This is a genomic window from Bacillus paralicheniformis (genome assembly GCF_001042485.2).
Lineage (GTDB): Bacteria > Bacillota > Bacilli > Bacillales > Bacillaceae > Bacillus > Bacillus paralicheniformis.
Genome location: NZ_LBMN02000012.1, coordinates 257,987 through 284,231, shown reverse-complemented (window position 1 = coordinate 284,231; position 26,245 = coordinate 257,987). Strand labels below are relative to the sequence as shown.

Below are 26,245 nucleotides of genomic sequence, written 5' to 3'. Positions count from 1 at the left end.
TGCCGGTGAAGGTCATTTTTGCTCTCTTCATCAAGTCTGCGGAGCCTTGCATGCTCGTCTTCAAAGGCCTCGAGGACGATCTGCTGTTCGATGTTGAGAATTTTGGTGACGGCTTTGACTGACCGCCTGTATTCCTCATCGGATAATGCGTTTTCAAAGATTGACAGCATGGAAAGAAGGAGATCTTGAAATGCCCCCAGATACCACTTTGGCAAGAGCCCAATCCGAAGATGAACGTGGGCGATCCGGATCCTTTTTTCTAAAAAGGCTTCGTCGATGACACCTGAAAACATTTCCTGGATGTGGATCGTCAATGTCTTTTTGAGACGGTCAACTGAGCTGTGGTCATGGATGATCTCCATCAAAGAGTTTTCATGCTCAAGGTTTTGGTAAAACCGGGTGACGATGGTTTCGATATGTTCAGTGACTAAAGGCTTCAGCCTGCTCAGCACCCAAAGATCCTCATCCGTCAAATCGACCATTGCCAGCTGTTTTTTAAATTCTGCGTGCTGATTGAGCCTGATTCTTTTTGTTTGGTCAGGACCTTCTTCAGCAAAGAATGATCGTTCTGTCTTTCTATCCTTTTTGAATAACACGATCGTATCCCCCTGTAATCGTTAATGATAAAACTGCCGTTTTTATGAAATTTCCAGCATTTATCTTTTTATCGGCAATTTTTCATTACTTTTTAACTTGTACACCTCAGCTTTCCGGATCTTTCAAAGGTTCTACGGCAGGACCCTCGATGACATCGCCGTCGACCGAAAACCTTGAGCCGTGGCACGGACAGTCCCACGTCTTTTCTCCGTCGTTCCACTCGACTTCGCAGCCCATATGGGTGCATGTTGTGTCAACCAGATGAAGCTCGCCTTTTTCATCGCGATAAGCACCCGCACGTTTCCCGGCATGTGATACGACCGCACCTTCTCCGTTGACAAGGTCTTCCGGCTTCCTGATCGGCTGTTCGAGTTTTCCTTCGGCAAAGTGTTTTGCAACATCCGCGTTATAGGAAATGACTTTTTTGATGCTTGGATCCGGGTGGAAACGGGCCGGTTGAAAGACGGCTTGATAAGGATTGTCTTCGCCTGCGATATGGTCTGTCATCAACTGCGCGGCGAGGGTGCTTGTTGTCATGCCCCATTTCCGAAAGCCGGTGGCGACGAGAATGCGCTTTTCTTTCGGATAGATCGGCCCGATATACGGAATTTTGTCAAGCGTGATTAAATCTTGCGCTGACCAGCGGTAAGGGATCGATTCAATGCCGAACACGCCTTCTGCAAATGATTCAAGCGCCTGATAATGCTTGATTGTATCCTCTCCCTGGCCGGTTTTGTGGCTTTCACCGCCGACAAGAACCATTTCTTCTCCGTCAATCGTCACCGAACGGAGCGAGCGTGAAGGCTGATCTATACTTAAATACATGCCGCCTGGATACGGCGTTTTCGGCTTGACGGCGAGCACGTATGACCGGCTCGGCTCAAGCCTTGCAAAATAGAAGCCTTTTTTATCATGAAACGGAAAGTGCGTGCAGCACGCGACATAATCGCTGAAGATTTGATGCCCGTTTCTTGTCAGCACTTTTGGCCGGTCGCCTTCTTTGATTTCTTTAGCCGCCGTGTTTTCGTAAATTTTTCCGCCGGCTTCCAGGACGGCCTCTGCAAGGTGTTTCAAATAGTGGAGCGGATGAAACTGGGCCTGGTTTTTCATAACAAGTCCTGCTTTCATATCGATTGGAACGGGGAGATCTTTGATGAATTCCCTGTCAATCCCGAGCTTTTGATATGCCTCATATTCCTTTCTGATTTTTTGTACCGATTGTTCTTCAGTTGTGTAAATGCATGCGTCCTGTTCTTCAAAATCGCACGGAATCTTTTGCTCAAGCACGAGGTTTTTGATAAAGGACAGCGCCTTGAGGTTTGCTTCATAATACAGTCTCGCATTTGGCATTCCGATGTGCCCGATCAGCTCATCATAGATCAGATCATGCTGTGCGGTGATTTTGGCTGTCGTATAGCCGGTTGTTCCGTCGAGTATCCGCCCGGATTCGATCAAGATGACGCTGTAGCCTTTTTTCGTCAGTAAATAAGCAGTCGTCAGTCCGGTCATGCCGCCGCCGATGACGGCGACATCTGTTTTGACATCTTCAGACAGTTCTTCGAACTTAGGAAGATCTGTACTGTTTCTCCAATACGATTCAGGCGAGTCCGGCAGTTTTTGTTCTTGATTGCTCACAAAGTTCCCTCCATCATCCATCTGTTTTGTTCTTAAATTTTCCCAATTGAGAAATATTCATGCATGTGAAACGGCTTGTCATAAAAAAGGGGCGTTTTCATAAAATAGTAAGGTTGAATCGATGTGAAGGAGGGAATCGTTTTGAGCAAGCAGCCGAAGAAAGTACTGCCTCCCCAGCACCAAACACAGCGTCCGGGATTGGAGTATTTGATGGATCCCCGGCCCGTTTTTGACCGGCCGAAACGAGAGCGGAAACTGGCCGGGAAAACCGCGATTATTACGGGAGGAGACAGCGGAATCGGCCGTGCCGTATCCGTTTTGTTTGCGAAGGAAGGCGCGAACATTGTCATTGTCTACTTAAATGAACACCGCGATGCAGAAGAAACAAAGGGGTATGTGGAAAAAGAAGGGGTCGGATGCAAGCTGATCGCAGGAGACATCGGAGACGAGGCTTTTTGCAACGATATTGTGCGCCAGGCAAAGGAAGCATTCCCAACGATCGATATACTCGTCAATAATGCGGCTGAACAGCATCCGCAAAAGGGAATCGAAAAAATTACAAGCCATCAGCTGATCCGAACGTTTCAGACGAATATTTTTTCAATGTTTTATTTGACAAAAGCTGTGCTGCCGCATTTGAAAAAAGGCAGCTCAATCATCAATACCACTTCGATTACGGCTTATGCCGGCAATGAAAGGCTGATCGATTATTCTTCGACGAAAGGAGCGATTACATCATTTACGCGTTCGCTCGCTTTGTCGCTCGTCGATCAGGGCATCCGTGTGAACGGGGTGGCACCGGGTCCGATTTGGACGCCGCTGATCCCGTCGACGTTTACGGAGAGAGAGGTCGAAATATTCGGTTCAACAACGCCGATGGAACGGCCCGGACAGCCTGCTGAAGTGGCGCCGAGCTATTTGTTTCTAGCCAGCGACGATTCTTCCTACATGACGGGCCAAGTGCTCCATGTCAACGGCGGAACGATTATTAACGGATAAAAAGGCCGGGACTATTTCATAAGCCGGCTTTTTCCGCGTAAAAAAGCCAATCCGGGAGGGATTGGCCGTTATGCGTGCTTTTTCAGCGCTGTATATTCTCTTGAAAGCTCAAGGAAAGATTGCTTATCTCCTTTGTCTAATGCTTCATTAATCTTCTTGTTCAGCGTGTGCAAACGCCGTTTAAAAAGCGATTCATCAAGGACCATTTGAATGTAGATATCCGTGATGGTTACATCAAGTTCTTTCACCTTTTGGGTATTGCGGGACTTCATGAGCTCAGCGTACGACTTTTTCTCTTTCATAAAGATTCCCCCTGATGCCTTTTTTATAGTATATGGATTACGCAACAAAAAATCAATAAGTATTTATAATTTTTAGATAATTATTCGAAGGAGCGTGTTTATGAGAATAAAAGTTTGTATATTTGGACAAAGAAACACGGATTTAATCGAACAAAATATAAAAATTGCATTTTAAAAACATATTTTCAAATTAATTGGAAAAAATCCTGTCGTTTTGTAAAGGATAATGTTAGATTAATAGTATAAATTTACTAACGATTAGGAGGATCAAGATGAGCACAGAGGATATGACAAAAGATACGTATGAAGTAAACAGTTCGACAATGGCTGTCCTGCCTCTGGGAGAGGGGGAGAAACCCGCCTCAAAAATACTCGAGACCGACAGGACTTTCCTCGTCAATATGAAGCCGTTTCAGATCATCGAAAGAAGCTGTCGCTATTTCGGGTCGAGCTATGCGGGGAGAAAAGCGGGCACATATGAGGTCATTAAAGTTTCCCATAAACCGCCGATCATGGTGGATCACTCAAACAATATTTTTCTTTTTCCCACATTTTCCTCAACTCGTCCTCAGTGCGGGTGGCTTTCCCATGCGCATGTTCACGAGTTTTGCGCGGCAAAGTATGACAACACGTTTGTCACGTTTGTCAACGGGGAAACGCTGGAGCTGCCCGTATCCATCACATCTTTTGAAAACCAGGTTTACCGAACGGCATGGCTGAGAACAAAATTTATCGACCGGATTGAAGGAAACGCCATGCAGAAGAAACAGGAATTTATGCTCTATCCGAAGGAAGACAGGAATCAGCTGATATACGAATTCATCCTCAGGGAGCTGAAAAAGCGCTATTGATCGGGAGCGGCTTTGAATAAATAGTGCTCAAGAAGCGCGGATACCTGATTGCGGATGCGGGGATTAAAATAGTTATGCTCTTCTTCGTATCCTTCATATATAAAGGAGTACATCGTAAAGGCTTCGTCCCGTGACACTTCGTGCACCTTGATTTTCCGCCGGCGCAGTTCATTTTTCACGTCGTACAGATCGCGCTGGGCAAGCTTTAACGCCTGTTCGATCAGACGCTGATAGGGGTCTTTCAGCTTGAATGGCCCCTGCTGGATGATTTTCATGTCCCGGTTTAATATGCTGACGGTCATCGGGAGGTAAATCGCCTTTTCAATCATATCCCTGGCTTCAGCGGGAATTCTTGTCATGGCTTTTCTCCTCATTTCTTTTGTTGATAAGGAACGTTTGTTCTGTTTTTATTTTACACGAAAGACGGCCTTTTAATCAAGAACGGGAAAAAATGACTAAAATGATCAAGTTGTTTCAGACTAATACAGAAAACACCGAGACGGATGATTTAAAGTTTTTGATTTAAAGTGTAGAATAGAAGTAGACAACCGCCCTGAGGAGAATCAATGTTGGAGCAATTATTCAGCTATTTTACAGAAGAGAATTTAACAGAGTTTTTTCAGAGCTACAGAGCTTTTGGTCCTTTTGTAGCCGTTCTGCTGCCGTTTATTGAAGCGCTGCTCCCGTTTTTACCCCTGCTCGTGTTTGTTGTCGCCAATGTAAATTCGTTCGGTTTATGGCAGGGGTTCTTGTTGACGTGGATCGGGGCATCTTTAGGCTCTATAGCAGTTTTTCTTTTTATCCGCCATTTCGGCCAGCAAAGAGCACTCGGTTTTATCCGCAGGCATCCATCCGTAAAAAAACTGATGATCTGGGTGGAAAAACGGGGCTTCGGTCCGCTGTTTCTCCTGCTTTGCTTTCCATTCACGCCTTCGGCAGCGGTAAATGTTGTGGCAGGACTTTCGAGAGTCAGCCTGCTGCCTTTTTCACTGGCGGTGCTTTGCGGCAAGTTCGTGATGATTTTTATGGTGAGCTTTGTCGGCCATGATCTGAAGGCGCTTTTTACCCAGCCTTTGCGGACAGCTGCCGTGATCATCGTCATGCTGATCTTATGGTACGCCGGAAAACGGGTTGAACATCGTCTGAACGTGAGATTCAGCCAGAGAGAGAAAGACTAGGGGGACACAGAATTGAAAAAGCGTTTTTTGGTCATAGCCGGGGTGCTGCTTGTCATCGTCGTCGGAATTCAGGTCAAAAATGCCGTTTTCATTGAATATAAAGTAGAAGGCGTCAGCATGAATCCGACCTTTCAGGAGGGCAACGAACTTTTGATCAACAGGTTCGCCCACCACTTTAAAACAATCAGCCGATTTGACATCGTGCTGTTTAAAGGACCTGACAAAGATATATTCATTAAAAGGGTGATCGGGCTTCCGGGCGAAACCCTCCGGTATGAAGATGATCAGCTGTATATCAACGAAGAAAAGATCAAAGAGCCTTATCTGGACGATTTAAAGGCCGTCACTGCCGGAGGGGACTTGACAGGGGATTTTACGCTGAAGGAAGTGACCGGAGAGGAAAAGGTGCCTGAAAATGAGTACTTCGTCCTCGGGGACAACCGGATCCACAGCTTTGACAGCCGCCATTTCGGCTTTGTTTCAGACCGGGACATCGTCGGGATTGTGACGGAAAGAATTGATAAAAAGTGATTGGAGAATGCGGCGGAAAGCAAGCGCCCGGCCGAAAGGAATACGATGTCGCAATTGTCGTGTCCGAGCAGAACAGCATCAAAAAAGACGTATTCGCAAGAAAAGCCCGGGATTCCGGGCTTTTCTTGCTATTTCAGTTTGATCGCATTGATTCGTTTTTGCAGCTTCGTTTTTTCGGCGGATGCTTTCAGCTTGCTGACCGCTGATTGCGCTGCCGATTTTGTTTTTTTCGTTCTCTTTTGTTCGGCCGTTTTAACTTTGGCTTTCGCCGCTGCCACTTTTTTGTTATAGGCTGACGCGGCTTGCTTTTTCGCGGTGTTCAGCTTTTTTTGCAGATTTGATTTGTCTTTTCCGGCAGGCAGCTCATTAATCGCTTTTTGCGCTTTGTCGAGGTTTGAGTCTGTGGCCGCTTTTTCAGCTTTTGCAACGGCCTGCTTTGCGGTGTTCAAGAGGCTTGAGCGGACCGCATTGATCCGTTTTTGCAAATTCGTTTTGAAAGTACCGCTGTCGAGTTCATTGACCGCTTTTTGGGCTGCGTCGGCATTGGTTTTCTTTTTTTGCTTCTCTGCGAGTTTTACTTTGCTTTCGGCTGTCTTTTTAAGCTGCTCTTTAACAGCATCGAGCCTCTTTTTCAAAGCGGTTTTATCGGCGTTTGCAGGCAGCGGTTCGATCGCTTTTTGCGCGGTTTGAATGTCCGCTTTTTTCTTTGTCTTTTCCGCTTGTCCGACTGCTTTTTGCGCTTTCTCCAACGGCTGTGTGATCTCTTTGAAGCGGATTAATCCATAGCCGAACAAATGATCACGGCCGGGAGCGCCCAAGTCGCTTGTATAAATCTGCATTTTCTTGCGCAGCTCAGGATTTGAAGCGGTTGGGTACAGCTGTTTCAAAAGAGCAAACATTCCGGTGACGTGCGGCGTTGCCTGTGAAGTGCCGCTTCCGATTGCATAGCCGCGGTCGGAAGATGTACTGATAATCGATGTGCCGGGAGCGGCAAACTCGACGGCGCTGCCGGTGTTGGAAAATGAGGCGATCTGATTTTTTTCGTTGGTGGCCGAGACGGCAATGACGCTGCTGTAGGCGGCCGGGTAATAAACGGATTTTCCGTTTCCGGCATTTCCGCTTGCACCGACTAAAATCATTCCCCGTTTGTATGCTCTATCTACTGCATCGTGGAGAACTTGACTGTCGCCTGAAACGACGAGGCTCATATTGATGATATCGATTCCGTGCTGGATCGACCAATCGATGCCTTGTAAGATGCCTTTCAGATCCCCCGAACCATTCCGGTCCAGCGCTTTTACGGCATACAGCTGCGCGCCGGGCGCGAGACCGTCGATCCCCCGTCCGTTATGCTTCGCTCCGATGATTCCGGCAACATGTGTTCCGTGGCCGTTATCATCACGGTATGAAGCGGTATAGCCGACCATCGATGCACCGCCTGCGATTGACAGCTCTTCATGGGGGGAAATCCCGCTGTCAATAACCGCAATTTTCACCTGTTTCCCTGTCAAACCTTTATTCCAAGCCAGTGCGGCTTGAATCGGCTTGATGTTCCACTGTGAAAACGCGGAGGCGGTTTGCGCTGTGCTGCTGGAGACAGCTTTTAGAACGGTGCTGTCGGCAGCAGCTACCGGGAGGTTGTCTTCGACATACAGGACGTCGGGATCTTGTTCAAGTTCCCGCACTGTTTTGTCGTCCGCAGTAACAGCAGCTGCGGGAATGTGCCGGTAAACGTGTTCTACCGTGTCTGCTTGTTCGATGACGTTTTCTTTTCCGCTGGCATTTTTATATACGACAATGACTTCGTTTTCCTGCTTATTGCTTTCCGCTTGAATGCGGGGTGAATTTGCGGAAAAACCGACGAACATTGCAGCGGACACCGCGATTTTCCATAACTTTCTCATCCGGCTCTCCTCCTTATTTAGCGGCATTCGCTATATATATCGGAGAATTTTTGAATTTTCAAAGAGAAAGAAAGACGATCTTAAGGGCGCCCGTCGTGCAACTCCGTTCTTGAAATGTTAAGAACGCTGCTATATCAACGTTTGGGGAGCCTTCCTGTTTATTTGGGAAGTGCTTTTTTTAATAAATTGTAGGTTTGTTTAAAAAAAGAGCCATCTTTTTTACCTGATTGCTTTTATAGAAATGGGAGAGCTGGGAAAAATAGGACTAGCTTCTATCGATGAATCTTTCATTGATATTTTTAAGCAGATACCTTTTGTCTAAAATGTATAATGTTACTTTTGTTTTTGTTGAAAGTGAACAATGTTATTGACTGGCTTATAACCTACAATTTAATTAAATAATAAAAAGGGAGCGTGTCATACCGTGGAAAAAACAAAGAAACATGACCCCGATTATTACAAAAAGATCATTATTGCATTGTGTTTAGGGTGGGTAGCTATTTGGATTTACCGTACAATCCTTACGCCAATATATCCACAGATTCAAGAATCATTAGGACATATTAGTGATACACAAATGGGGTTGGTTGCTTCTATTTATTTCTTTGCCTATACGGGTATGCAAATTCCGTCAGGAGCACTTGTCGATAAATTTGGACAGAAAAAGGTGTTAATTCCTGCATTTATCGTCTTTGCGCTGGCTGCATTTGTAATTGGCACAAGTTCAACTATCATGCAAGTATACATTGGTTCGTTATTGGCTGGTATTTCGACTGGTTCATATTACGGTGCAGCCTTTTCCTTATCAGCCAAACATACGCCAAAAGATAAAAAAAGCTTTTCCAATGCGATAATAAATAGCGGTTCAGCATTAGGAATGGTAATTGGACTAATCGGATCATCGGTTTTAGTAGGCGGTTTTGAAATTCAATGGAATTATATGCTTTTTATAACAGCTATCGTTATCGTAGCTGTAACATTTGTGTTTGTGTTGTTTATTAAACAAGATAAAACATCAGACAAGGAAGTGGCTGAAGAGAAGAAAGACGCCGTACAAAGCACAGAGATTCTAAATGAAAGCTTATTTTCTCCAAGACAATTAGTTGTATATTTTGTGTATTTTGCAACATGCTATGGCTATTATATGATTGTCACTTGGCTGCCATCCTTCCTTGTAGCAGAAAAAGGATTTGCTCAAGGCTCAGTAGGATATGTAGCTGCACTAGTTGCAGTCACTGCAGTGCCTGGTGCTTTGATATTTACTAAATACATAGACAAACATGCACATTTGCGTCTGCGTTTAATTTTATTTCTATTAATTGCTGCGGCAATCACAATTAGTTTGACAGTATTTGCACCAAATCCTGCAGTGCTGTATATTGCATTAATTTTATATGGCTTATTAGGTAAACTTGCGATTGATCCAGTTTTAATAACCTATGTATCTGATTCCGTATCAGGAGATAGAGTGGCCAGAGCATTAACTCTCTTTAACTTCTTTGGAATGAGCTCATCTGTTATTGCACCAACACTTACTGGTTATATTGGTGATGTAACCGGCTCGCAAGTATTAGCATTCTATATTGCAACCATCCTTCTCGCAGCAGCAGCGTTGCTATTTTTCCTTGTGGTTATGTTAAGACAGAATAAAACAGTAGCTAACTAAATAAATAGAAAAGAAAACTTCCGGTGGTTCTACTTTTGATTTACAACGATATTTTCTCTGAAGCAAATAATGCCAATCGAATGCTCAGGGATGTATCAGGAGATTCTACAGATTGACCTAATATTTCTTCGCATTTTTTAATACGATATTTCACAGTATTACGGTGAATGAAAATATCCTCTGAGGTCTTTGTAAGATCACATTGGTTTGCCATATAGACATTTAACGTAAACCTTAGTTCTTTTTCCTTCGTTGTTTGGGGATAAGCTAATGGACCGAGTGTATAAATGATAAATGGTTTTAATTTATTCGTTGGAATGAGTTGTAATAATTCTTCTACGCTTTTAGATTTATAGGGCTCTACAAATTCTATTTCGCCTTGTTCATATTTATTATCATAAGCTTCATTCGCTTCGAAAAAAGACAGTGGTAATTGTGAAAGCTCGGAGACCTCATTACCAATGCCAAATGAAAGGGAGCTATTAAAAAATAGCTGATACTCTTTTTGGATATATCTGCAGTATTCCAAATAATAATGATGTCTTCTTTGTAAAAGTATCGTAAATCTGCGTTCACCCTGAGACATATATATACTAATGGAAGGGTCAATCCCAGTAAACTTATGCGTTAACCACTCAAAAGTCATCTGATATCGCTCATTTAAGTAGGCGCTATTTTCTACATTCTTTTCTTTGTCTATCCCGCAAATCATCACTTGGTAGAATTTAGAGGGTTGAATGTGATATTTTTTTAAAAGGTCGGTGTGTTGTGTTAGTGAAACAAGGTTATCAGGATGTTCGGACATCAGAGATGTAAAAAAATGGTTCGTATCCTGCTGCTCTGCTTCTTTGATTTTACTATTTTTATAAATTGCGAGACTAAGTGTGTTAACTGCTTGTTCTATTGTTAATAAACTAAACGGATAGTTGAGCAAATTAACATTTGAAATCATTAGATAATACGGAAAATATTTAAATGCAGGAACCTTAAATATAGCATATTCTTCCTGGAAAACACCATTGTGATTTGGTTCGATTTGCTCTGAATTTAAATATCTTCGGAAATAATTGAGGTTTTTTTGAACATGTTCTGAGTGTTGATGAAAGTGATGACTCGCTGACTCAACTTGATGAAAAGAATTTAGCAGCATGACAGGAACCTTTATAAGTCTACTTAAACGTTCAATCATCATGTTCAGGCTTAACCCTTGCATAAGCATAGCATTTAACTCTTGTTGGATATCTAATGCGAAGTGTAATTTTTCTGTTTCTTCATCCAGGATAAATGACGATATATGATGAGTAATGGATCCTAAATTCCAACTTTCCGGAATTTCAATAATTGGGAATTTTAATTTGTTTGCAAATGCAATAACCTCATCATCTAATTTTTTTAAAAATCGGGATAGCTTGATACCTAGACCAGCAACTTGTATATCATTTAACTCACTAATAAGACTGATTAGTCCGGATTGATCATCCTGATAGCTCATTCCTGTTGTGACGATAAGTGAGTGCGGCGTTGTAAAATTTTTAATATCAGGCGTTTCTGTAATATCAACCATTTCTACCACTCGTTCCAAATCGCCCTGCTCATTTAGCAATGTTAAATCTGAAAATTGTAGTACAGATAATATTTCTTTTAATGTTGTCATAAAGGCTGCCTCCTTATCTTTGTTAGAAAAAGATAAAATAAAAATGAAATATGTCAGATGTTACAAGGATAACTTTTCAATCTGATCGTACACTGTTTTTGAAGGTAATTATACGTATAATCCTTTAGTTAAAAATATTAAAGGAGAATCATTAATGCTTGAACATGATTCTTCGTTTTTTGAAAAGTGTGATTATAACAAAGATATCATGCCGAAGATCACTTGAACAAAGAATTTCATCCTCATTTACTTTTTTTAACGTTGGGGGTGGGACTAGTGCATAATATTCCGGATTATATAGCTGTTGGTGATGTTTTACATCACCATTTCAAGCAACGATATCACTTGTCGGATAGCCTTATGACTTGTTGCAAACGGATACACAGGTTCAAAATATGGCGTCCCGTTTTCATTGATAGTGGGGCGGGGTTGCCATTTATTATTCTTGATCATTAACTTTGCTATCGGTGAAACATTAAATAAGTGCTATCTTAAATTTAATGATTTGCATTTTTGGTGGTTTGGCTACCCGGGGGATTAATGCTGGCGGTTGCGAAAGGCAGTATTTTATATCCAACCATTAAAAGAGGAGGATGATTTTAATGAATTTTGATTCAATTATCAAAAATGGATTAGTCATTCTGGAAAATGGTGAACAAGAAGTCGAAGTAGGGATTAAAGATGGCAAAATCGCAGCAATCGGTCAGGATTTGGGTACAAGTGCAAAAATTATCGATGCAAAAGGATCGATTGTATCTCCGGGTATGGTTGATGCACATGTTCATATCACAGAGCCGGGCGGCGGCTATCGTGATGAATGGGAAGGCTATGACACAGGAACACGTGCCTCTGCAAAAGGCGGTGTCACAACGATCATCGAAATGCCATTAAATCAAGTGCCAGCAACGGTAGATGAGGAATCTATTCAAGAAAAATTTAAAGCTGGAAAAGGAAAATTATCTGTAGACGTTGCGAGTTACGGCGGTTTAGTACCATTTAACTTGGATGGGGGTATTCAAGAGTTAGATAACAATGGTGTTGTTGCATATAAATGTTTTTTAGCAACATGTGGTGACCGTTCTATAGAAGGAGATTTCATGAATGTGGACGACTATTCCCTCTACGAAGGTATGAAACAAATTGCGAAGACAGGCAAAATATTATCTGTACACGCTGAAAATGCTGCAATTACGGACAAGTTAGGGGAAATAGCATCTAAAAATGGTGAAACCTCATTACGTGCTTATGTAGATTCTCGACCCGTATTTACTGAAGTAGAACCGATTAGAAAAATAATTCTATTTGCGAAAGAAACGGGATGTCGTGTACACATCGTTCATATAGCTTGTGAAGAGGGCGTAGATGAAATTGTCAAAGCACAACAGGAAGGGGTCGATATTACATGCGAAACATGTACACACTATTTATATTTCTATAAAGAAGAACTGGATCATATCGGACCAGTTGTAAAATGTTCTCCGCCAATCCGTGAACAATCACGCTTAGAAGGCATGTGGAATCGGGTATTAAACGGAGATATTTCATTCGTAACATCAGACCATTCACCATGTACCCCAGACTTAAAAGCTACGGATAATGCATTTGAAGCTTGGGGGGGTATCGCAGGTGTACAAAATAATGTTGACGTATTATTTGATGAGGGTGTGCAAAAACGTAATATGTCATTATCCAAATTTGCAGACATTATTGCTACAAACCCTGCGAAACGTTTTAATCTATCATCAAAAGGCAGTATTGCAGTAGGGAAAGATGCGGATTTCGTATTTATTAAGAAAGATGCACCTTATGAATTAAAGGCTGAGGACTTAGCATATCGACACAAAATTAGTCCGTATATTGGCCGCAAAATTGGTGCTCAGGTAGTGAAAACAATCCTTCGCGGTGTCGAAATCTATGATAAAGAAAAAGGGATTTTAAATGAAAAAGTAGGAAGATTTATTCCTTAAGTGACGGACTAGCTATCCCGTCAGGAATTTGAGGCATAGGAAGGTGTGAAGGCGACCTGAGATTGTGTTACACTCGCAAATTCAGTGTGTCATCAGCATTTCTTATGGCAGCTAATACAGCTGAAGTGAGCATGGCAAAGTTGACTTCATCACAATCTTTCGCTATTACAGCAGCAGTTGTTAATCAATATGTATCCTGACTCTTGGCATATCATTTATGATGTAATGAAACAGATAAATGACCCTATAAATCAATGTTTTTTATTGATTTATAGGGTCATTTTTTTATTTGCACCTTATTTATTTGATTGGTAAAAGAGAAGTTTCGCTCTTTTGAAGCGAGCGATCTGCGATTTTCTTTAGGAGAAATTCAATGCAAATTTAATTTGTTATAAAGCGTATTTTTTTATGTAATCGAAAGCCAACAGTTTCTTTTTATATCTGGCATTAGCCCATTATTTAGATACCGTAAATTGATTAAAAGGTGTCTTTGTTAAAAGTGCATAAAATGTTTTTTCATTATTGTTGGTTATGTCAATGAATGGTTGTAAATAGGGTTCTATGATGAAAGTAAATAAAAGAGAGGGGGAGAAAAAGAATGGATATTCAATCAACCTTTGAAACGTTGGATAAGAAATTCACAAGATTTGGCGGTTTAGAAAAAGGGGGAATTACGCGGCTGTTATACTCTCCTGAATGGATTGATGCAGTTCGCGAACTGGAAGCAACATTCAAGGAAGAAGGTTTAGAAGTAAGCTTTGATGATGTTGGGAACTTATCTGGTCGTCTTGTTGGAAGTAAATATTCTGAAGAAACTATTTTAACAGGATCACATATCGACACAGTTGTTGAAGGCGGTCATCTAGATGGACAATTCGGTATCTTATCTGCACTGGTTGCTGTGAAATATTTAAAAGAAAAATATGGTCAACCATTACGAACAATAGAAGTATTATCGCTCGCAGAAGAAGAAGGAAGCCGATTTCCATATACATTTTGGGGAAGTAAAAACTTTTTTAACCTAGCCAAAAAAGAGGATGTTGACACAATAGAAGATGCTGAAGGAATTAAATTCGAAGATGCTATGCATGAATCCGGTTTTGATTACCGTAAAACAGATGATGTTCGTGACGATATTAAAGCATTTATTGAAGTACATATTGAACAAGGGAAAGTATTAGAGACGGAAAATAAAGCGATTGGTGTTGTAACTGGGATTGTCGGTCAAAAACGTTACTCAGTTAACTTGAAAGGTGAAGCAAACCATGCTGGCACAACACCGATGTCATTACGAAGAGATACAGTTGTTGCATATAGTGAGATTGTAACAGACTTAACGAAACGAGCTAGAGAAATTGGAGAGCCTCTTGTATTAACGTTTGGACATGTCACTCCTGTTCCAAACACGGTAAATGTCGTCCCTGGAGAAATTACCTTTTCGATAGACTGTCGTCATATTGATCAACAACTATTAAATGATTTTGCGAGAGAAATTGAAGATAAAGTTAAAGCGGTGGCAGAAGCAAACAGCATGGCTTATGACATTAATTTATGGATGGATGAAGCACCGTCATTGATGGATAAAGAAATCATTCAAATAATTGAACAAGCAGCTAAGGATAATGTGGGGGACAGCTATAAATTGATGCCATCTGGTGCAGGTCATGATGCACAAATTTTTGCGGATTTTGTCCCTACAGCAATGTTGTTTGTACCTTCTATTGGCGGAATCAGCCACAATACCAATGAAGAAACGAAGATAGAAGACCTTGTGAAGGGGATTGAAGTATTGAAAGATGTATTGTTTGAACTAGCTTATAAGGAATAATAATGAAAAGGAGCCAGATACTCATGAGTTACTTAAATCATAATCAAGGATACAGAGAAGGTTTATTAGAAACACGTTCAGTAATAAAAAAGGATAATTATGCGGTAATTACACCCGATGGCTTGGTTAATAATGTTGTACCTGGCTTTGAAGATTGTGATGTAACCATTTTAGGATCCCCGCGTTTAGGTGCAAGGTTTGTAGATTATTTGGTAACAGTTAAAAACAAGGGCGGAAACAAAACCGGTTTTGCCGGTGATGGTATCCAATCATTTGTGTACGTTGAATATGGTAAAATCAACGCTTTTGCGGATGGTAAAAAATACGAATTGGCAAAAGGCGGATTCTTATATGTACCTCCACACTTACAATTGACGTTTGATAATCATAATAATGGTGAGGACAGCCGTTTGTTTTTATACAAAAAGCGTTATCAGCCGCTTAAAGGACATACGCCAGAAATTGTTACAGGTAATGTGAATAACATCAAACAAGAACCCTATGAAGGGATGAAAGAAGTATTAATTCAAGATTTACTGCCAAAAGAAATCGCATATGACATGAACATTCATATTCTTTCATTTAAGCCGGGTGCTTCGCATGGTTACATTGAAACGCACGTTCAAGAACATGGTGCTTATATATTAAGTGGACGAGGTGTTTACAACTTAGACAACGAGTGGATGCCAGTTGACAAAGGTGACTATATTTTTATGGGAGCTTATACGCCGCAAGCAACCTATGCAATTGGTTTAGATGAACCATTCTCGTATATTTATTCAAAGGATGCGAATAGAGATATTAATCTATAAAGAGGGGCAATTTTAATGAGTGAACCATTAGTGTATGTAGAAAGTAATCGTCTCCGGCAGCTAATGAAAGATAAATTAGTGAAAGCAGGCTTACCTGAAGAACATGCGGATAAAACAGCTGACTTACTCATCTTTGCAGATGAACGAGGTGTTCACTCACATGGTGCAGTGAGAATGCAATACTACTCCGAACGTACATTAAAGGGTGGATATAACCTGAACCCCGACTTAAGCTTCGTAAAAACGGGTCCAGCATCAGGGATTTACCATGGAGATAATGCGTTAGGACATTATGTGAGTTATCAAGCAATGAAAAAGGCAATCGAATTAGCAAAAACATCAGGTATCGGTGTTGTCGGTGTAAAAGAAATGGGACACAGTGGTGCGATTGGTTATTATGCACGTCAAGCAGCATTAGAAGGTATGGTGGCATTAACAGTATGTCAATCTGATCCCATGGTTGTGCCATTTGGCGGTACCGAACCGTACTTTGGCACCAACCCAATTGCTTTTAGTGCGCCTCGAAAAGATGGCAGTCCAATACTGTTTGATATGGCAACAACGGTACAAGCCTGGGGGAAAATCTTAGATGCAAGAAGTAAAAACAAATCTATTCCAGACTCATGGGCAGTTGATAAAAATGGAGCACCAACAACAGACCCGTTTAAGGTAAATGCATTATTACCAATGGCTGGGCCTAAAGGATACGGGTTAATGATGATGGTGGATATTTTATCGGGGAGTTTACTCGGCTTGCCATTTGGCAAGCATGTCACTTCCATGTATAAAGATTTATCAGAGTACCGTCGCTTAGGGCAGCTTCATCTCGTGATCAATCCTGAATACTTTGGCGGGAAGGAGCAATTCCTGGAAAAAATATCTCAAATGGTTGAAGAATTACATGATAACCCGCCTGCTGAAGGATTTGACAAAGTGTATTATCCCGGTGAAATTCAAATAGATGTGATGAAACAGTATAAAAAAACAGGTATCCCAGTTACAAAGGAAATTTTAGATTATTTAGAGTCAGACAACATTTACTAATTATGTAATGGAAGGGGGGAGGATCAGATGCGAGTATCTAAGCAGGAGCTGTTTCATTTAATCAAACAGAAGCTAATCAAAGCTGGATTAAATGAAGGAGCCGCACACGATGTTTCAGATGTATTGACATTCGCCGATCATAGAGGGATCCATTCCCATGGAGCAGTACGTGTGGAATACTATGCCGAACGAATCGCAAAAGGCGGTATTACAGCAAACCCAAACTACACATTTGAACAAACAGGACCTGCATCCGCTGTCTTTAGCGGAGATAATGGTCCAGGTCACCAAGCAGCAAAACAAGCGATGGAAAAAGCAATCGAAATGGCAAAAAATTCAGGTGTGGCTGTTGTAGGCATGAAGAATATTTCGCATAGTGGTGCATTGGGTTACTTTGTTGAAATGGCAGCAGAACAGGACATGGTTGCTTTAAGTATGTGCCAATCAGATCCAATGGTCGTACCGTTTGGAGGAACAGAACCATACTTTGGCACCAATCCGATTGCTTATAGTGTACCATCGGCTGATGAACGCATAATCACATTTGATATGGCGACAACTGTTCAGGCATGGGGAAAAGTATTGGATGCCAGAAGTAAAAATGAATCGATCCCGGAAACATGGGCAGTAGATGCAGCCGGTGCACCAACAACGAATGCAAGAGATGTTCATGCACTTGTGCCAATTGCTGGTCCAAAAGGTTATGGATTGATGATGATGGTGGATATTTTATCGGGCAGTCTTCTTGGAGTACCTCATGGCGTACATGTATCCTCCATGTATCAAGATCTGACAAAAGGCCGCGATTTAGGGCAAATTCATATTGTTATCAATCCCGCATACTTCACAGATTTAACTGCTTTTAAACAACAGATTTCGACGATGCTCGATGAATTAAAAGCACAACCGGCAGCTGAAGGCTATGGAGAAATTTATTATCCGGGTGAGCGCGGTAAATTAAGAAGTGCCAAATATGATAAAGAAGGAATTGAAATTGTAGACGATATTTATAACTACCTCGTTTCAGGCGATGTTCATTACAATCGCTATCATGGAAAGAATAGATTTGCAGAATAACAAAATGGAGGATCATTATGTTATACACAATTATAAAAGAAAACACCTATCAAGATTCTATCGTGTTAATGCTTTTATCAAACAAGTTATCTGCAATAGATGGTGTAAACAAAGTATCGATCATGATGGGAACACCAGCTAACAAAGATATTTTTAAATCTTCGGGTTTAGGCACAGATGAATTGGAAAAAGCAAATCCAAATGACATTGTTATCGTTATAGATACAAATCAAGAAGAAAAAGTAGCGGCAGTGAAAGAAGAAGTAGAAGCAGCTTTAAAAGGTGATGCCGCTTCACAAGACGCATCTAAAGGCCAAGAAGCACATAACTGGAAGCGCGCAATGGAGCTTGCGAACAACCCTAATTTGGCATTGATCTCCATTCCTGGTCAGTATGCAGCAATGGAAGCGGAAAATGCATTGAATGAAGGGTTACATGTATTTGTATTCAGCGACAATGTATCTAAAGAAGATGAGGTTAAGTTGAAACAAAAGGCGCATGAAAAAGGATTATTAGTAATGGGACCAGACTGCGGGACCGGAATTATCCATGGCGTGCCACTTGCATTTACAAATATCGTGAATGAAGGAGATATTGGCGTTGTGGGTGCATCAGGTACAGGGATTCAGGAAGTGACAAGCATCATTGACCGTTATGGTAAAGGTGTAACAAACGCAATTGGTACAGGTGGTCGGGATTTATCGACAGAGGTTGGTGCTATCACGGTTTTAGATAGTATCAAAGCATTGAACCAAGATCCAAAAGTAAAAGTGATTACAGTAATTTCTAAACCGCCTGCAGAGGAAGTGCAGCAAAAAGTATTAAACGTATTAAGAAATATTGAAAAACCGGTTGTTACGTTATTTTTAGGAGATCAACCAACTTATCAGGAAGAAAATATTTATCATGCGTATACACTTGAAGAAGCAGCGGTTGTATCTGTTCAATTATCCAATGGTGACAAACCGAATTTTAAACCGACATTGGCTGAAGATGTAAATGTGTCGTTAAAAGATTCACAAGTTGGTATTAAAGGTTATTACTCAGGTGGTACTTTGGCATCTGAAGCAGCTATGTTATTGAAAGAGGCATTTAAAGAGGAAGTACTTGAAGAGAAGAAAGAAGCCTATATCCTAAAAACAAAACATCATGAAATTATTGACTTAGGCGATGATATTTATACCCAAGGGAAGCCGCACCCGATGATTGATCCTGAAAAGCGTATCGAAATGCTTGAAACATCGGGAAACGATCCTGAAACAGCAGTCATCATGATTGATAACGTTATTGGCTATGGCAGTCATGATGATATGGCAAGTGAATTAGCACCAGCCATTAAACGTATGTTAGCCAATGCACATCAGGGAGGCCGCGAACTTGCAGTTCTTGTAACAGTTGTAGGTACAACTAAAGATCCTCAAGGTTATGAAAAGCAAATTGAAACCTTAAAAGAAAGTGGTGCAATCATTTGTGAGACAAACGACCAAATGGTTCGTACCGCGATTAAACTGGCACGAGGAAAAGTGGAACAGCCAGTCCTTGATATACAAAAATTTGAACATACCCAAGAAGACTTAACAGTAGACGAAAAAATTGTGTCCTTAATTAATAAGAAGCCAAGTGTCATCAATATTGGGCTGAAAAGTTTTACAGCAGCTGTTCAGAACAGCGGATCAGAGTGTGTTCAATTTAACTGGCGGCCAATTGCTGGCGGTGATGAAAAGTTAATGAAAGTACTTCAATTTCTAAACTACTATGAAGGAGAGACAATCTAATGGGGTACAAAACAATAAATGAAGCGAACGAAGCTGTTATCCAGAAGATCATAGCAGCTGAACCATTCTTAACGGATGTTGTACCTGCCAAGTCTGTGATTCCTGAATTGGAAGATTACGTGTTATTACATGCCGGGCCTCCAATTAAATATGAAAATATGACAGATCCTATGCAAGGCTCTTGTGTTGGAGCGATTCTTTTTGAAGGATGGGCAGAAGATGAAGAGGGAGCGCGTGAACTGCTTGAAAACAATAAGATTACATTTATTCCATGTCATCATGTGAATGCAGTTGGACCAATGGGAGGCATTACATCACCTAATATGCCGGTTCTTGTTGTGGTGAACAAAGAGAGCGGCAACGAGGCGTACTGTCAAATGAACGAAGGCATCGGTGCAGTATTACGCTTCGGTGCTTATCATGAGCAGGTAATCAATCGCCTGCACTGGATGAAAGATGTGTTGGGTCCGGTGTTAAGTAAGGCATTAAGAAAAATTGATGGAGGCTTAAATGTTAATGTATTGATGGCTAAAGCTATAGCAATGGGGGATGAATTTCACCAGCGCAATATTGCAGCGTCATTGGTGTTTTTAAAAGAAGTTGCTCCAATAATTGCAGCATTAGATGTTGTTGAAAACGAACAAAGAACAGAAGTGATCCAATTTTTAGCTGATACAGACCAATTTTTCTTAAACATTGCCATGGCGACAGGAAAAGCAATGATGGATGCAGCGCGTACAATCAAACATGGTACAGTCGTTACCGCAATGTGCCGAAACGGTGAAAACTTTGGCATCCGTATTGCAGGTATGGGAGATGAGTGGTTTACAGCACCTGTTCATACACCACAAGGGTTATATTTTACCGGCTACTCAGCGGAAGATGCAAACACAGATATCGGAGATTCAGCGATTACAGAAACAATCGGTGTTGGCGGTGTAGCAATGATTGCTGCCCCTGCAGTAACACGTTTTGTTGGAACAGGCGGATTTAATGATGCGCTTGAAACAAGCAATCAAATGGCTGAGATCTGTGTTGGAGAAAATCCGAACTTTGTGATTCCGACGTGGGACTTCAAAGGTGCGTGTTTAGGTATTGATGCACGTAAAGTTGTTGAAACAGGCATCACGCCGGTAATCAACACAGGCATTGCACATAAAATTGCCGGATATGGGCAAATTGGTGCTGGTACAGTTCATCCTCCAATCGAATGTTTTGAGAAAGCAATCACAGCATATGCTGAAAAACTGGGTTTTCAAGGATGATTTTACAGGCAAGTGCGATTGGTTCAATCGCACTTCAGCTATTAATTGAGGGAAAAACATTTACTGTGCACAGCATTTTTGAAAAAGGTATAAATATTGTTGATCAGAATGATGAATTGATATTTATCGGCACAAATGAAAATGGGACCTTTCCATTTGGAATTTTGCTTGGTTCACAAACGAAGCAAACATTAAAAGCAGGTCTTGAGGTGGGAGATTCATTACACGTTCGCAATAACCATCTTTCCCATAACTGCTTTAAACTCAATTTTAATGCCAAAATACTTCCGTTATATACGGATTTTAAACATGCAAACATCAATAAATTAAAAGAAAACATGCAACAGATTTCATTTAAATCGTATGAATCTACTGATTTTGAATCAGTTCATGTGTCGGACTTGATAAATAAATTACACGATCCAACTGAAAATTTAGAAGAGGAGTTTCGTTACTTTATCGGACGAGGCCAAGGTTTAACCCCAACAGGTGACGATATACTGGTCGGTATATTATATGGACATTTCATCAACTCTTTTATCGCACAAAACCACCTCGAAACATTGGGGAATCTCATTAGAAAACCCTTAACAACCCTTGTTAGCACGCGCTTTTTAACTTGTGCTTTAGAAGGTTTATTTAGTTCGAAAATTACAAGATTACAACATGATCCATCTTTGAAAAGTATGAAAAGCCTTATAAAAGTAGGTTCTTCTTCTGGGATGGATACTTTATACGGAATTTATATGGCTTTAACAAAGGAGTGAAAGAAATGGGGAAAAGAGTAGTACTGGCACTAGGAGGTAATGCAATTTTACAGCCAAAACAAGAAGCAACTTATGCCAATCAACTCAAAAATGTAATCTCTGCAACACGTCATATGATTGAAATCAAAGAAGCAGGACATAAAATTGTGATTACACATGGCAATGGTCCGCAAGTGGGGAATATTATTGCTCAAAACGAAGCTGCCAAAAATGTCGTTGAACCACTGCCAATCTATGCTTGTAATGCAGAATCACAGGGATTCATTGGTTATATGCTGGAGAAATCTTTAAAAAACCATATTAAAGAACGGGGCATTGCTGCGAATGTAGCTACATTTCTAACAATGGTTGAAGTTGACAAGGATGACATAGCATTTGAAAAACCAACGAAACCAATAGGAGTATTTTATTCAGAGGAAGAGGCGAAGCAATTAGAAGAGAAAGGGTTTACGATGTCAGAAGATGCAGGGCGAGGCTACAGACGAGTTGTGCCTTCCCCGGAACCGAAAGTGATCATGGGATAGAAGAGATTCGGCGTTTAATTGATGAAACGATTGTTATCTCCTCTGGCGGCGGTATACCTGTATATCGTGACGACAGCGGTCTATTACACGGACTTGAAGCAGTAATAGACAAAGATCGTTCAGGATTAAAGCTTGCACAACAAGTAAATGCCGATGTTTTCATGATGTTGACTGACGTACCAAATGTATTTATCAATTTTGGCAAAGAAAATGAGCAAAAACTAAGCCGAATAACAGTAGAAGAAGCAGAACAATATGTGGCAGAAGGGCAATTTCCTGCTGGCAGTATGCTGCCAAAGATCCAAGCGGCTATAGAATTTGCAAAGTCAGGTAAAGAGGCAATGATCTGTTCATTGGATCAAGCGGTAGCTGCGCTAGATGGAAAAGCGGGGACGCGCATAACAAAATAAGACAATCCGTGTTGTTCATAAGGAGGATAAAAGACAAAATTCCTCCTTTTTCCAGATGCGACCGCATTTGATGTGTCATTTACTTTAAAACTTTCTCTTAATGCTGCGCAGACAGATTTCGAAAAGAAACAATCTATGAAGTCTAAATCGAAAGTCAAGGATGAGTGGGGAATAATGGATCATTTAAAAGTTGAAGGAGGAAGTTTGATGACAAAAGAGACGGGATCAGTTGGTGATAAAGGAAAACAACCACTGATTCCCTATTGGGTTAAAGTTGTTATCGTATTTTTCTTCGGTTGGGTAGCTCTTTATGCAACGCGAACAATATTAAACCCGATTATGGGGGATATTGAATCAGCGTTTTCATTAAGCAAGGCACAACTTGGCTTAATTATGAGTATATTTTTCATCGGTTATGCAAGTATGAACGTTCCTGCAGGAATATTAGGAGATAAAATTGGAAAAAAACGCGTGTTGGTTCCGGGTGTTATTCTATTTGGGTCGCTCGCAGCAGTTACAGGAATGATGCCTACAGTTTTTCTATTTATCGCTGCATGGCTTATGGTTGGTATGGCTCAGGGAGTATATTATGGGCCGCAATATGGAATATCATCCGAAATGATCCCGAAGAACCGTTTAACATTAGGTAGTGCTGTAATTAATGCAGGGATGGCTTTTGGTACTTCAATTGGCTATTATATCTCCAGTTATGTGGTAGGAGAATGGGGATTCGGATGGAGAATTCCATTTTTTATCATCGGAGTGCCGGTTGTACTTATCGGTATTGCAATGGCAATTGTCATTAAAGACAAGCCCAAAACTGATAAAGTGGTTAAAAGTACCGCTGAACCGTTTAAGTTTTCATCTTTATTTAATAGAAACTTAATTTTGGCATATATTATTATTTTCTGCTCTATTTACGGATTCTTTATGATTATTACTTGGTTACCATACTATTTAGAAACAGCACGCGGTTTAACCGGAGGAAATATCGCCTTTGTTGCATCACTTGTTCCATGGGCAGCGATTCCAGGTTCATTATTTTTTAGTTGGCTGTCAGATAAGTTAGGCCGGCGTAAACCTGTATTGCTCATGATGTTACCGTTTGGTATTTTATCAACAGCTGCAATTGTTTACTTTGATAGCTTACCAATTCTGTATATAACACTAATTGTGTATGGAATTGTAGGGAAAATTAGCGTTAATCCCGTTTTAATTGCTGTTGTAGCAAATAATGCACCAAAGCAGTCATTAAGTACAGCATTTGGATTCTACAACTTTGTTGGAATGTTAGGTTCCATTTTAGCTCCATATATTACGGGCTGGCTTACAGACAATACAGGAAGTATGAATATAGGATTTTATTTTGCGGCAGCTCTGTTAGTCATCGCATTGATTGCAACATATTTAATAGATGAAAGTAATTTGCCCTCTGTAGATAAAGCAGCTAAAGATCATTAGTCAGTAAAAGCTTATGACTTCTTCACTGTAATTGCGCTAAGCGGCATAACAAAGGCGACAGCCAGACTGATAGATGCAAATAATAAACAATTCGGGAGCGCGGTTTTAAAATTCAGCAACGTCTGCAAAACAGCATGGGCTAAAATGACGCTGGGAAAAGCAGCGCCCTCAGGCTTGGAGGCAAATGCATATGTGAAAAGAAACACAGACGGAAAAGAACTGAGCTGCAGCTCAGCTGGAGGAAACGGAAAAGTGCTCCCTGGTCAGACAAATCGATGGTTTATGTTCTCGATCAGCGTTCTTCATATGCGATGTGGAAATATTATCATCCATCAAGCGGAACCCTCGCTTATGCCTATATAAGTTCGTATTCATATTGAAGCAGTAGTGTATGAAAGCACCCTTTCAGCAAGGGTGCTTTTTGCTGTCTTATCAGTCCCGGTTTCTCATCTCTTGAAGAGTCATTTGACCTAATAAAGGAGCGGGAACAGTGGGGGATTCAAAAAAACTGTGCAAAATGAACTATTACTATTAATTTATATAAGGGGAAAAATATAGTATGATAAGAAATGAATAAAATACAAAAAAATTGAATATCGGCAGAAAGGAGCTCCATATGAACAAAATCGCCGCGGAAGAAGTCGCCAACATGCTCAATACATGGTACCGCGCAATTAGAAGAAGCGATGCTGAACAGTCGATCAGGCTGTTTGAACAAATCAAACCGCTGCTGGCAGACATGGAGGAAGATCAGGAAGTTTTGATCTACTATTCCTTGCTGGAACTGCGGCATAAAATTATGCTCTACGATGCGAGAGGCAAAAAGATAGAGCAGCACGACGTAACGGCCGGCGACAGTGCTGCATCACATATGACATCCTATTACTACTACCTGTTTTCAGGAGCTTATGAAGTGTATAAAAAAAATTATGAGCAGGCAATCAGCTTCTATAAAATTGCCGAGAAGAAGCTTGCTCATGTACATGATGAAATTGAAGTTGCCCAATTTCACGATAAAGTCGGAAAGCTCTACTATTACTTGGGCCAGAATATCGTCTCTTTAAACCATACCCGGCAGGCGATGGAAATTTTCAAAGGACATGGCGACCATGACATGAACCTTGTCTCAACTTATATTACAATGGCCGGAAATTATACCGAGATGGGGAAATATACAGAGGCGGAAGAATATTTAACAGAAGCAATCCATACTGTCAGAAAAGCCGGCGACCATTTTAAAGAAATGCAGCTCCTTCATAATTTTGCCTTGCTTTATGCGGCGATGGACAAATCGGACAAGAGCATTCAATTTTTAGACATCGTTTTGAATGATCATGCATATGCTGCATCGGATTATTATTTCAATGCCGTGTTTTTAATGATCAAAGAGCTGTTTAAAACCGGAGACTATGAACGCGCCGCAGCCTTTTACAAAGAAGGGAAGGAAAGGTCGCAATCTGCGGCGAATGAAATATTTGACGCTAAAATCGATATTTTATATGCGGCTTATGCTGGAGGTGGTGAACAGGCGGTTAAAGACTGCAAAGACAACATAGAAATCCTCTTTCAAGCAAAGCATTACGACAGTGCCAGAGAACTTTCACTCTTAACGGCCAATGTTTACAGATCAAAGTCTCTTTATAAAGAGGCCGCACATTTCTTTTTGGAAGCGATTAAAGCGGAAGAAAAAATGAAAAAAGTGGAGGGAATGTGATGAAAAAACTGTTCATTGTTGCTGCGATTGCTGCCGTCGTATGTTCGGGATGGTTTGCGGCAGAAACTCATTCGCCATCCGGCGACATGCAGATTGCTGAAAAGATGGTCGGTTAAATCGGATACCCGGAATGAATTTTGAACATCCGCTCCTGAGCTAAGGGGCGGGTTTTTTTGTAGAGAAATCTAATTTCTGATTTTTTTAAAATATTGAAAACTTTTTCTTTGTTTGTTATGATGTCTTTAGTAAAGTTTAGTGAATATGGATTCTAAAGACAGGACGGG

General features: G+C 41.0%; 22 protein-coding genes and 2 pseudogenes. 18 read left to right on the top strand and 6 right to left on the bottom strand.

What is annotated here, in order from left to right:
- Positions 1-62: 62 nt before the first annotated feature.
- Both ACH97_RS24450 and ACH97_RS10520 read right to left on the bottom strand, forming a co-directional pair.
- Positions 63-596, bottom strand: a pseudogene (locus ACH97_RS24450) (protoglobin family protein); the annotation flags it as partial.
- A 106-nt stretch (positions 597-702) separates the two neighbouring features.
- Positions 703-2,253, bottom strand: coding sequence for an FAD-dependent oxidoreductase (locus ACH97_RS10520; protein ID WP_043054265.1), 1,551 nt, complete (start codon positions 2,251-2,253; stop codon positions 703-705).
- 120 nt (positions 2,254-2,373) lie between these two features.
- Here ACH97_RS10520 and ACH97_RS10515 point away from each other — a divergent pair, with 120 nt between their 5' ends.
- The gene (locus ACH97_RS10515) at positions 2,374-3,231 is read left to right on the top strand and encodes an SDR family oxidoreductase (protein WP_020450827.1); all 858 of its coding nucleotides are present in this window, start codon (positions 2,374-2,376) and stop codon (positions 3,229-3,231) included.
- 68 nt (positions 3,232-3,299) lie between these two features.
- Here the strand turns inward: ACH97_RS10515 and ACH97_RS10510 are convergent, their stop codons facing one another.
- Positions 3,300-3,533 (bottom strand): IDEAL domain-containing protein, encoded by a 234-nt coding sequence (locus ACH97_RS10510; protein ID WP_020450828.1) that lies wholly within the window; start codon positions 3,531-3,533, stop codon positions 3,300-3,302.
- Positions 3,534-3,805: 272 nt separating this feature from the next.
- On the opposite strand from ACH97_RS10510, the gene ACH97_RS10505 reads away from it, so the two are divergent.
- Positions 3,806-4,384 carry a competence protein ComK gene (locus tag ACH97_RS10505; RefSeq protein ID WP_020450829.1) on the top strand — a complete coding sequence of 193 codons (579 nt, stop codon included), beginning with the start codon at positions 3,806-3,808 and terminating at the stop codon, positions 4,382-4,384.
- On the opposite strand, the gene ACH97_RS10500 is transcribed toward ACH97_RS10505, so the two are convergent.
- Positions 4,378-4,743 (bottom strand): YhjD family protein, encoded by a 366-nt coding sequence (locus tag ACH97_RS10500; RefSeq protein ID WP_020450830.1) that lies wholly within the window; start codon positions 4,741-4,743, stop codon positions 4,378-4,380. The two genes, ACH97_RS10505 and ACH97_RS10500, sit on opposite strands and share 7 nt — an antisense overlap.
- Positions 4,744-4,950: 207 nt before the next feature.
- Between ACH97_RS10500 and ACH97_RS10495 the strand changes: the two genes are divergently transcribed.
- Both ACH97_RS10495 and lepB read left to right on the top strand, forming a co-directional pair.
- On the top strand, positions 4,951-5,562 hold the full coding sequence (locus ACH97_RS10495) for a TVP38/TMEM64 family protein (protein ID WP_020450831.1): 612 nt from the start codon (positions 4,951-4,953) through the stop codon (positions 5,560-5,562).
- A 12-nt stretch (positions 5,563-5,574) separates the two neighbouring features.
- The gene (gene lepB, locus ACH97_RS10490; RefSeq protein WP_020450832.1) at positions 5,575-6,093 is read left to right on the top strand and encodes a signal peptidase I; all 519 of its coding nucleotides are present in this window, start codon (positions 5,575-5,577) and stop codon (positions 6,091-6,093) included.
- A 128-nt stretch (positions 6,094-6,221) separates the two neighbouring features.
- On the opposite strand, the gene ACH97_RS10485 is transcribed toward lepB, so the two are convergent.
- Positions 6,222-7,997 carry a S8 family peptidase gene (locus tag ACH97_RS10485; RefSeq protein ID WP_057957835.1) on the bottom strand — a complete coding sequence of 592 codons (1,776 nt, stop codon included), beginning with the start codon at positions 7,995-7,997 and terminating at the stop codon, positions 6,222-6,224.
- Between the two features lie 424 nt (positions 7,998-8,421).
- On the opposite strand from ACH97_RS10485, the gene ACH97_RS10480 reads away from it, so the two are divergent.
- Entirely contained in the window at positions 8,422-9,663 is a 1,242-nt protein-coding gene (locus tag ACH97_RS10480; protein ID WP_020450834.1) for an MFS transporter, read from the top strand.
- A 40-nt stretch (positions 9,664-9,703) separates the two neighbouring features.
- Here ACH97_RS10480 and ACH97_RS10475 read toward each other — a convergent pair whose 3' ends face one another.
- Complete coding sequence (locus ACH97_RS10475; RefSeq protein WP_020450835.1) at positions 9,704-11,317, bottom strand: PucR family transcriptional regulator; 1,614 nt, start codon at positions 11,315-11,317, stop codon at positions 9,704-9,706.
- A gap of 602 nt (positions 11,318-11,919) precedes the next feature.
- Between ACH97_RS10475 and allB the strand changes: the two genes are divergently transcribed.
- The 13 genes and pseudogenes from allB (at position 11,920) to ACH97_RS10410 (ending at position 26,077) form a co-directional block, all read left to right on the top strand.
- Positions 11,920-13,284 (top strand): allantoinase AllB, encoded by a 1,365-nt coding sequence (allB, locus tag ACH97_RS10470; protein WP_020450837.1) that lies wholly within the window; start codon positions 11,920-11,922, stop codon positions 13,282-13,284.
- 598 nt (positions 13,285-13,882) lie between these two features.
- Positions 13,883-15,112: an allantoate deiminase gene (gene allC, locus ACH97_RS10465; RefSeq protein ID WP_020450840.1), complete on the top strand. Its 1,230-nt coding sequence runs from the start codon at positions 13,883-13,885 to the stop codon at positions 15,110-15,112.
- Between the two features lie 23 nt (positions 15,113-15,135).
- Positions 15,136-15,924 (top strand): (S)-ureidoglycine aminohydrolase, encoded by a 789-nt coding sequence (allE, locus tag ACH97_RS10460; RefSeq protein WP_020450841.1) that lies wholly within the window; start codon positions 15,136-15,138, stop codon positions 15,922-15,924.
- Positions 15,925-15,939: 15 nt separating this feature from the next.
- Positions 15,940-16,968, top strand: a complete 1,029-nt coding sequence (gene allD / locus ACH97_RS10455) for an ureidoglycolate dehydrogenase (RefSeq protein ID WP_020450842.1) — start codon at positions 15,940-15,942, stop codon at positions 16,966-16,968.
- A gap of 27 nt (positions 16,969-16,995) precedes the next feature.
- Complete coding sequence (allD, locus tag ACH97_RS10450) at positions 16,996-18,045, top strand: ureidoglycolate dehydrogenase (RefSeq protein WP_020450843.1); 1,050 nt, start codon at positions 16,996-16,998, stop codon at positions 18,043-18,045.
- A 17-nt stretch (positions 18,046-18,062) separates the two neighbouring features.
- Positions 18,063-19,820 (top strand): acyl-CoA synthetase FdrA, encoded by a 1,758-nt coding sequence (locus tag ACH97_RS10445; protein WP_020450844.1) that lies wholly within the window; start codon positions 18,063-18,065, stop codon positions 19,818-19,820.
- Positions 19,820-21,085 carry a YlbE family protein gene (locus ACH97_RS10440; protein WP_020450845.1) on the top strand — a complete coding sequence of 422 codons (1,266 nt, stop codon included), beginning with the start codon at positions 19,820-19,822 and terminating at the stop codon, positions 21,083-21,085. The genes ACH97_RS10445 and ACH97_RS10440 overlap by 1 nt, the downstream gene beginning before the upstream one ends.
- A complete protein-coding gene (locus ACH97_RS10435; RefSeq protein ID WP_020450846.1) occupies positions 21,082-21,852 on the top strand; it encodes an oxamate carbamoyltransferase subunit AllH family protein in 771 nt (256 codons plus the stop codon). The genes ACH97_RS10440 and ACH97_RS10435 overlap by 4 nt, the downstream gene beginning before the upstream one ends.
- A gap of 5 nt (positions 21,853-21,857) precedes the next feature.
- A pseudogene (arcC, locus tag ACH97_RS10430) lies at positions 21,858-22,786 on the top strand (carbamate kinase).
- Between the two features lie 207 nt (positions 22,787-22,993).
- Complete coding sequence (locus tag ACH97_RS10425; protein ID WP_057957834.1) at positions 22,994-24,247, top strand: MFS transporter; 1,254 nt, start codon at positions 22,994-22,996, stop codon at positions 24,245-24,247.
- A 30-nt stretch (positions 24,248-24,277) separates the two neighbouring features.
- Positions 24,278-24,610 (top strand): DUF2690 domain-containing protein, encoded by a 333-nt coding sequence (locus tag ACH97_RS10420; protein ID WP_338399916.1) that lies wholly within the window; start codon positions 24,278-24,280, stop codon positions 24,608-24,610.
- A gap of 253 nt (positions 24,611-24,863) precedes the next feature.
- Positions 24,864-25,961, top strand: a complete 1,098-nt coding sequence (locus tag ACH97_RS10415) for a Rap family tetratricopeptide repeat protein (protein ID WP_048350665.1) — start codon at positions 24,864-24,866, stop codon at positions 25,959-25,961.
- Positions 25,961-26,077, top strand: coding sequence for a hypothetical protein (locus ACH97_RS10410; protein ID WP_020450851.1), 117 nt, complete (start codon positions 25,961-25,963; stop codon positions 26,075-26,077). The genes ACH97_RS10415 and ACH97_RS10410 overlap by 1 nt, the downstream gene beginning before the upstream one ends.
- The last annotated feature ends 168 nt before the right edge of the window (positions 26,078-26,245 follow it).

Excerpts from the sequence above, each read along its gene's own strand:
- ACH97_RS10445 (WP_020450844.1), top strand. The coding sequence starts at position 18,063 with ATGTTATACACAATTATAAAAGAAAACACCTATCAAGATTCTATCGTG.
- ACH97_RS10510 (WP_020450828.1), bottom strand. The coding sequence starts at position 3,533 with ATGAAAGAGAAAAAGTCGTACGCTGAGCTCATGAAGTCCCGCAATACC.
- ACH97_RS10435 (WP_020450846.1), top strand. The coding sequence starts at position 21,082 with ATGATTTTACAGGCAAGTGCGATTGGTTCAATCGCACTTCAGCTATTA.
- ACH97_RS10500 (WP_020450830.1), bottom strand. The coding sequence starts at position 4,743 with ATGACAAGAATTCCCGCTGAAGCCAGGGATATGATTGAAAAGGCGATT.
- ACH97_RS10520 (WP_043054265.1), bottom strand. The coding sequence starts at position 2,253 with ATGGATGATGGAGGGAACTTTGTGAGCAATCAAGAACAAAAACTGCCG.
- allD (WP_020450842.1), top strand. The coding sequence starts at position 15,940 with ATGAGTGAACCATTAGTGTATGTAGAAAGTAATCGTCTCCGGCAGCTA.
- allC (WP_020450840.1), top strand. The coding sequence starts at position 13,883 with ATGGATATTCAATCAACCTTTGAAACGTTGGATAAGAAATTCACAAGA.
- ACH97_RS10415 (WP_048350665.1), top strand. The coding sequence starts at position 24,864 with ATGAACAAAATCGCCGCGGAAGAAGTCGCCAACATGCTCAATACATGG.
- ACH97_RS10485 (WP_057957835.1), bottom strand. The coding sequence starts at position 7,997 with ATGAGAAAGTTATGGAAAATCGCGGTGTCCGCTGCAATGTTCGTCGGT.
- ACH97_RS10495 (WP_020450831.1), top strand. The coding sequence starts at position 4,951 with ATGTTGGAGCAATTATTCAGCTATTTTACAGAAGAGAATTTAACAGAG.
- ACH97_RS10505 (WP_020450829.1), top strand. The coding sequence starts at position 3,806 with ATGAGCACAGAGGATATGACAAAAGATACGTATGAAGTAAACAGTTCG.
- allE (WP_020450841.1), top strand. The coding sequence starts at position 15,136 with ATGAGTTACTTAAATCATAATCAAGGATACAGAGAAGGTTTATTAGAA.
- ACH97_RS10440 (WP_020450845.1), top strand. The coding sequence starts at position 19,820 with ATGGGGTACAAAACAATAAATGAAGCGAACGAAGCTGTTATCCAGAAG.
- allB (WP_020450837.1), top strand. The coding sequence starts at position 11,920 with ATGAATTTTGATTCAATTATCAAAAATGGATTAGTCATTCTGGAAAAT.
- ACH97_RS10425 (WP_057957834.1), top strand. The coding sequence starts at position 22,994 with ATGACAAAAGAGACGGGATCAGTTGGTGATAAAGGAAAACAACCACTG.
- ACH97_RS10475 (WP_020450835.1), bottom strand. The coding sequence starts at position 11,317 with ATGACAACATTAAAAGAAATATTATCTGTACTACAATTTTCAGATTTA.
- ACH97_RS10410 (WP_020450851.1), top strand. The coding sequence starts at position 25,961 with ATGAAAAAACTGTTCATTGTTGCTGCGATTGCTGCCGTCGTATGTTCG.
- allD (WP_020450843.1), top strand. The coding sequence starts at position 16,996 with ATGCGAGTATCTAAGCAGGAGCTGTTTCATTTAATCAAACAGAAGCTA.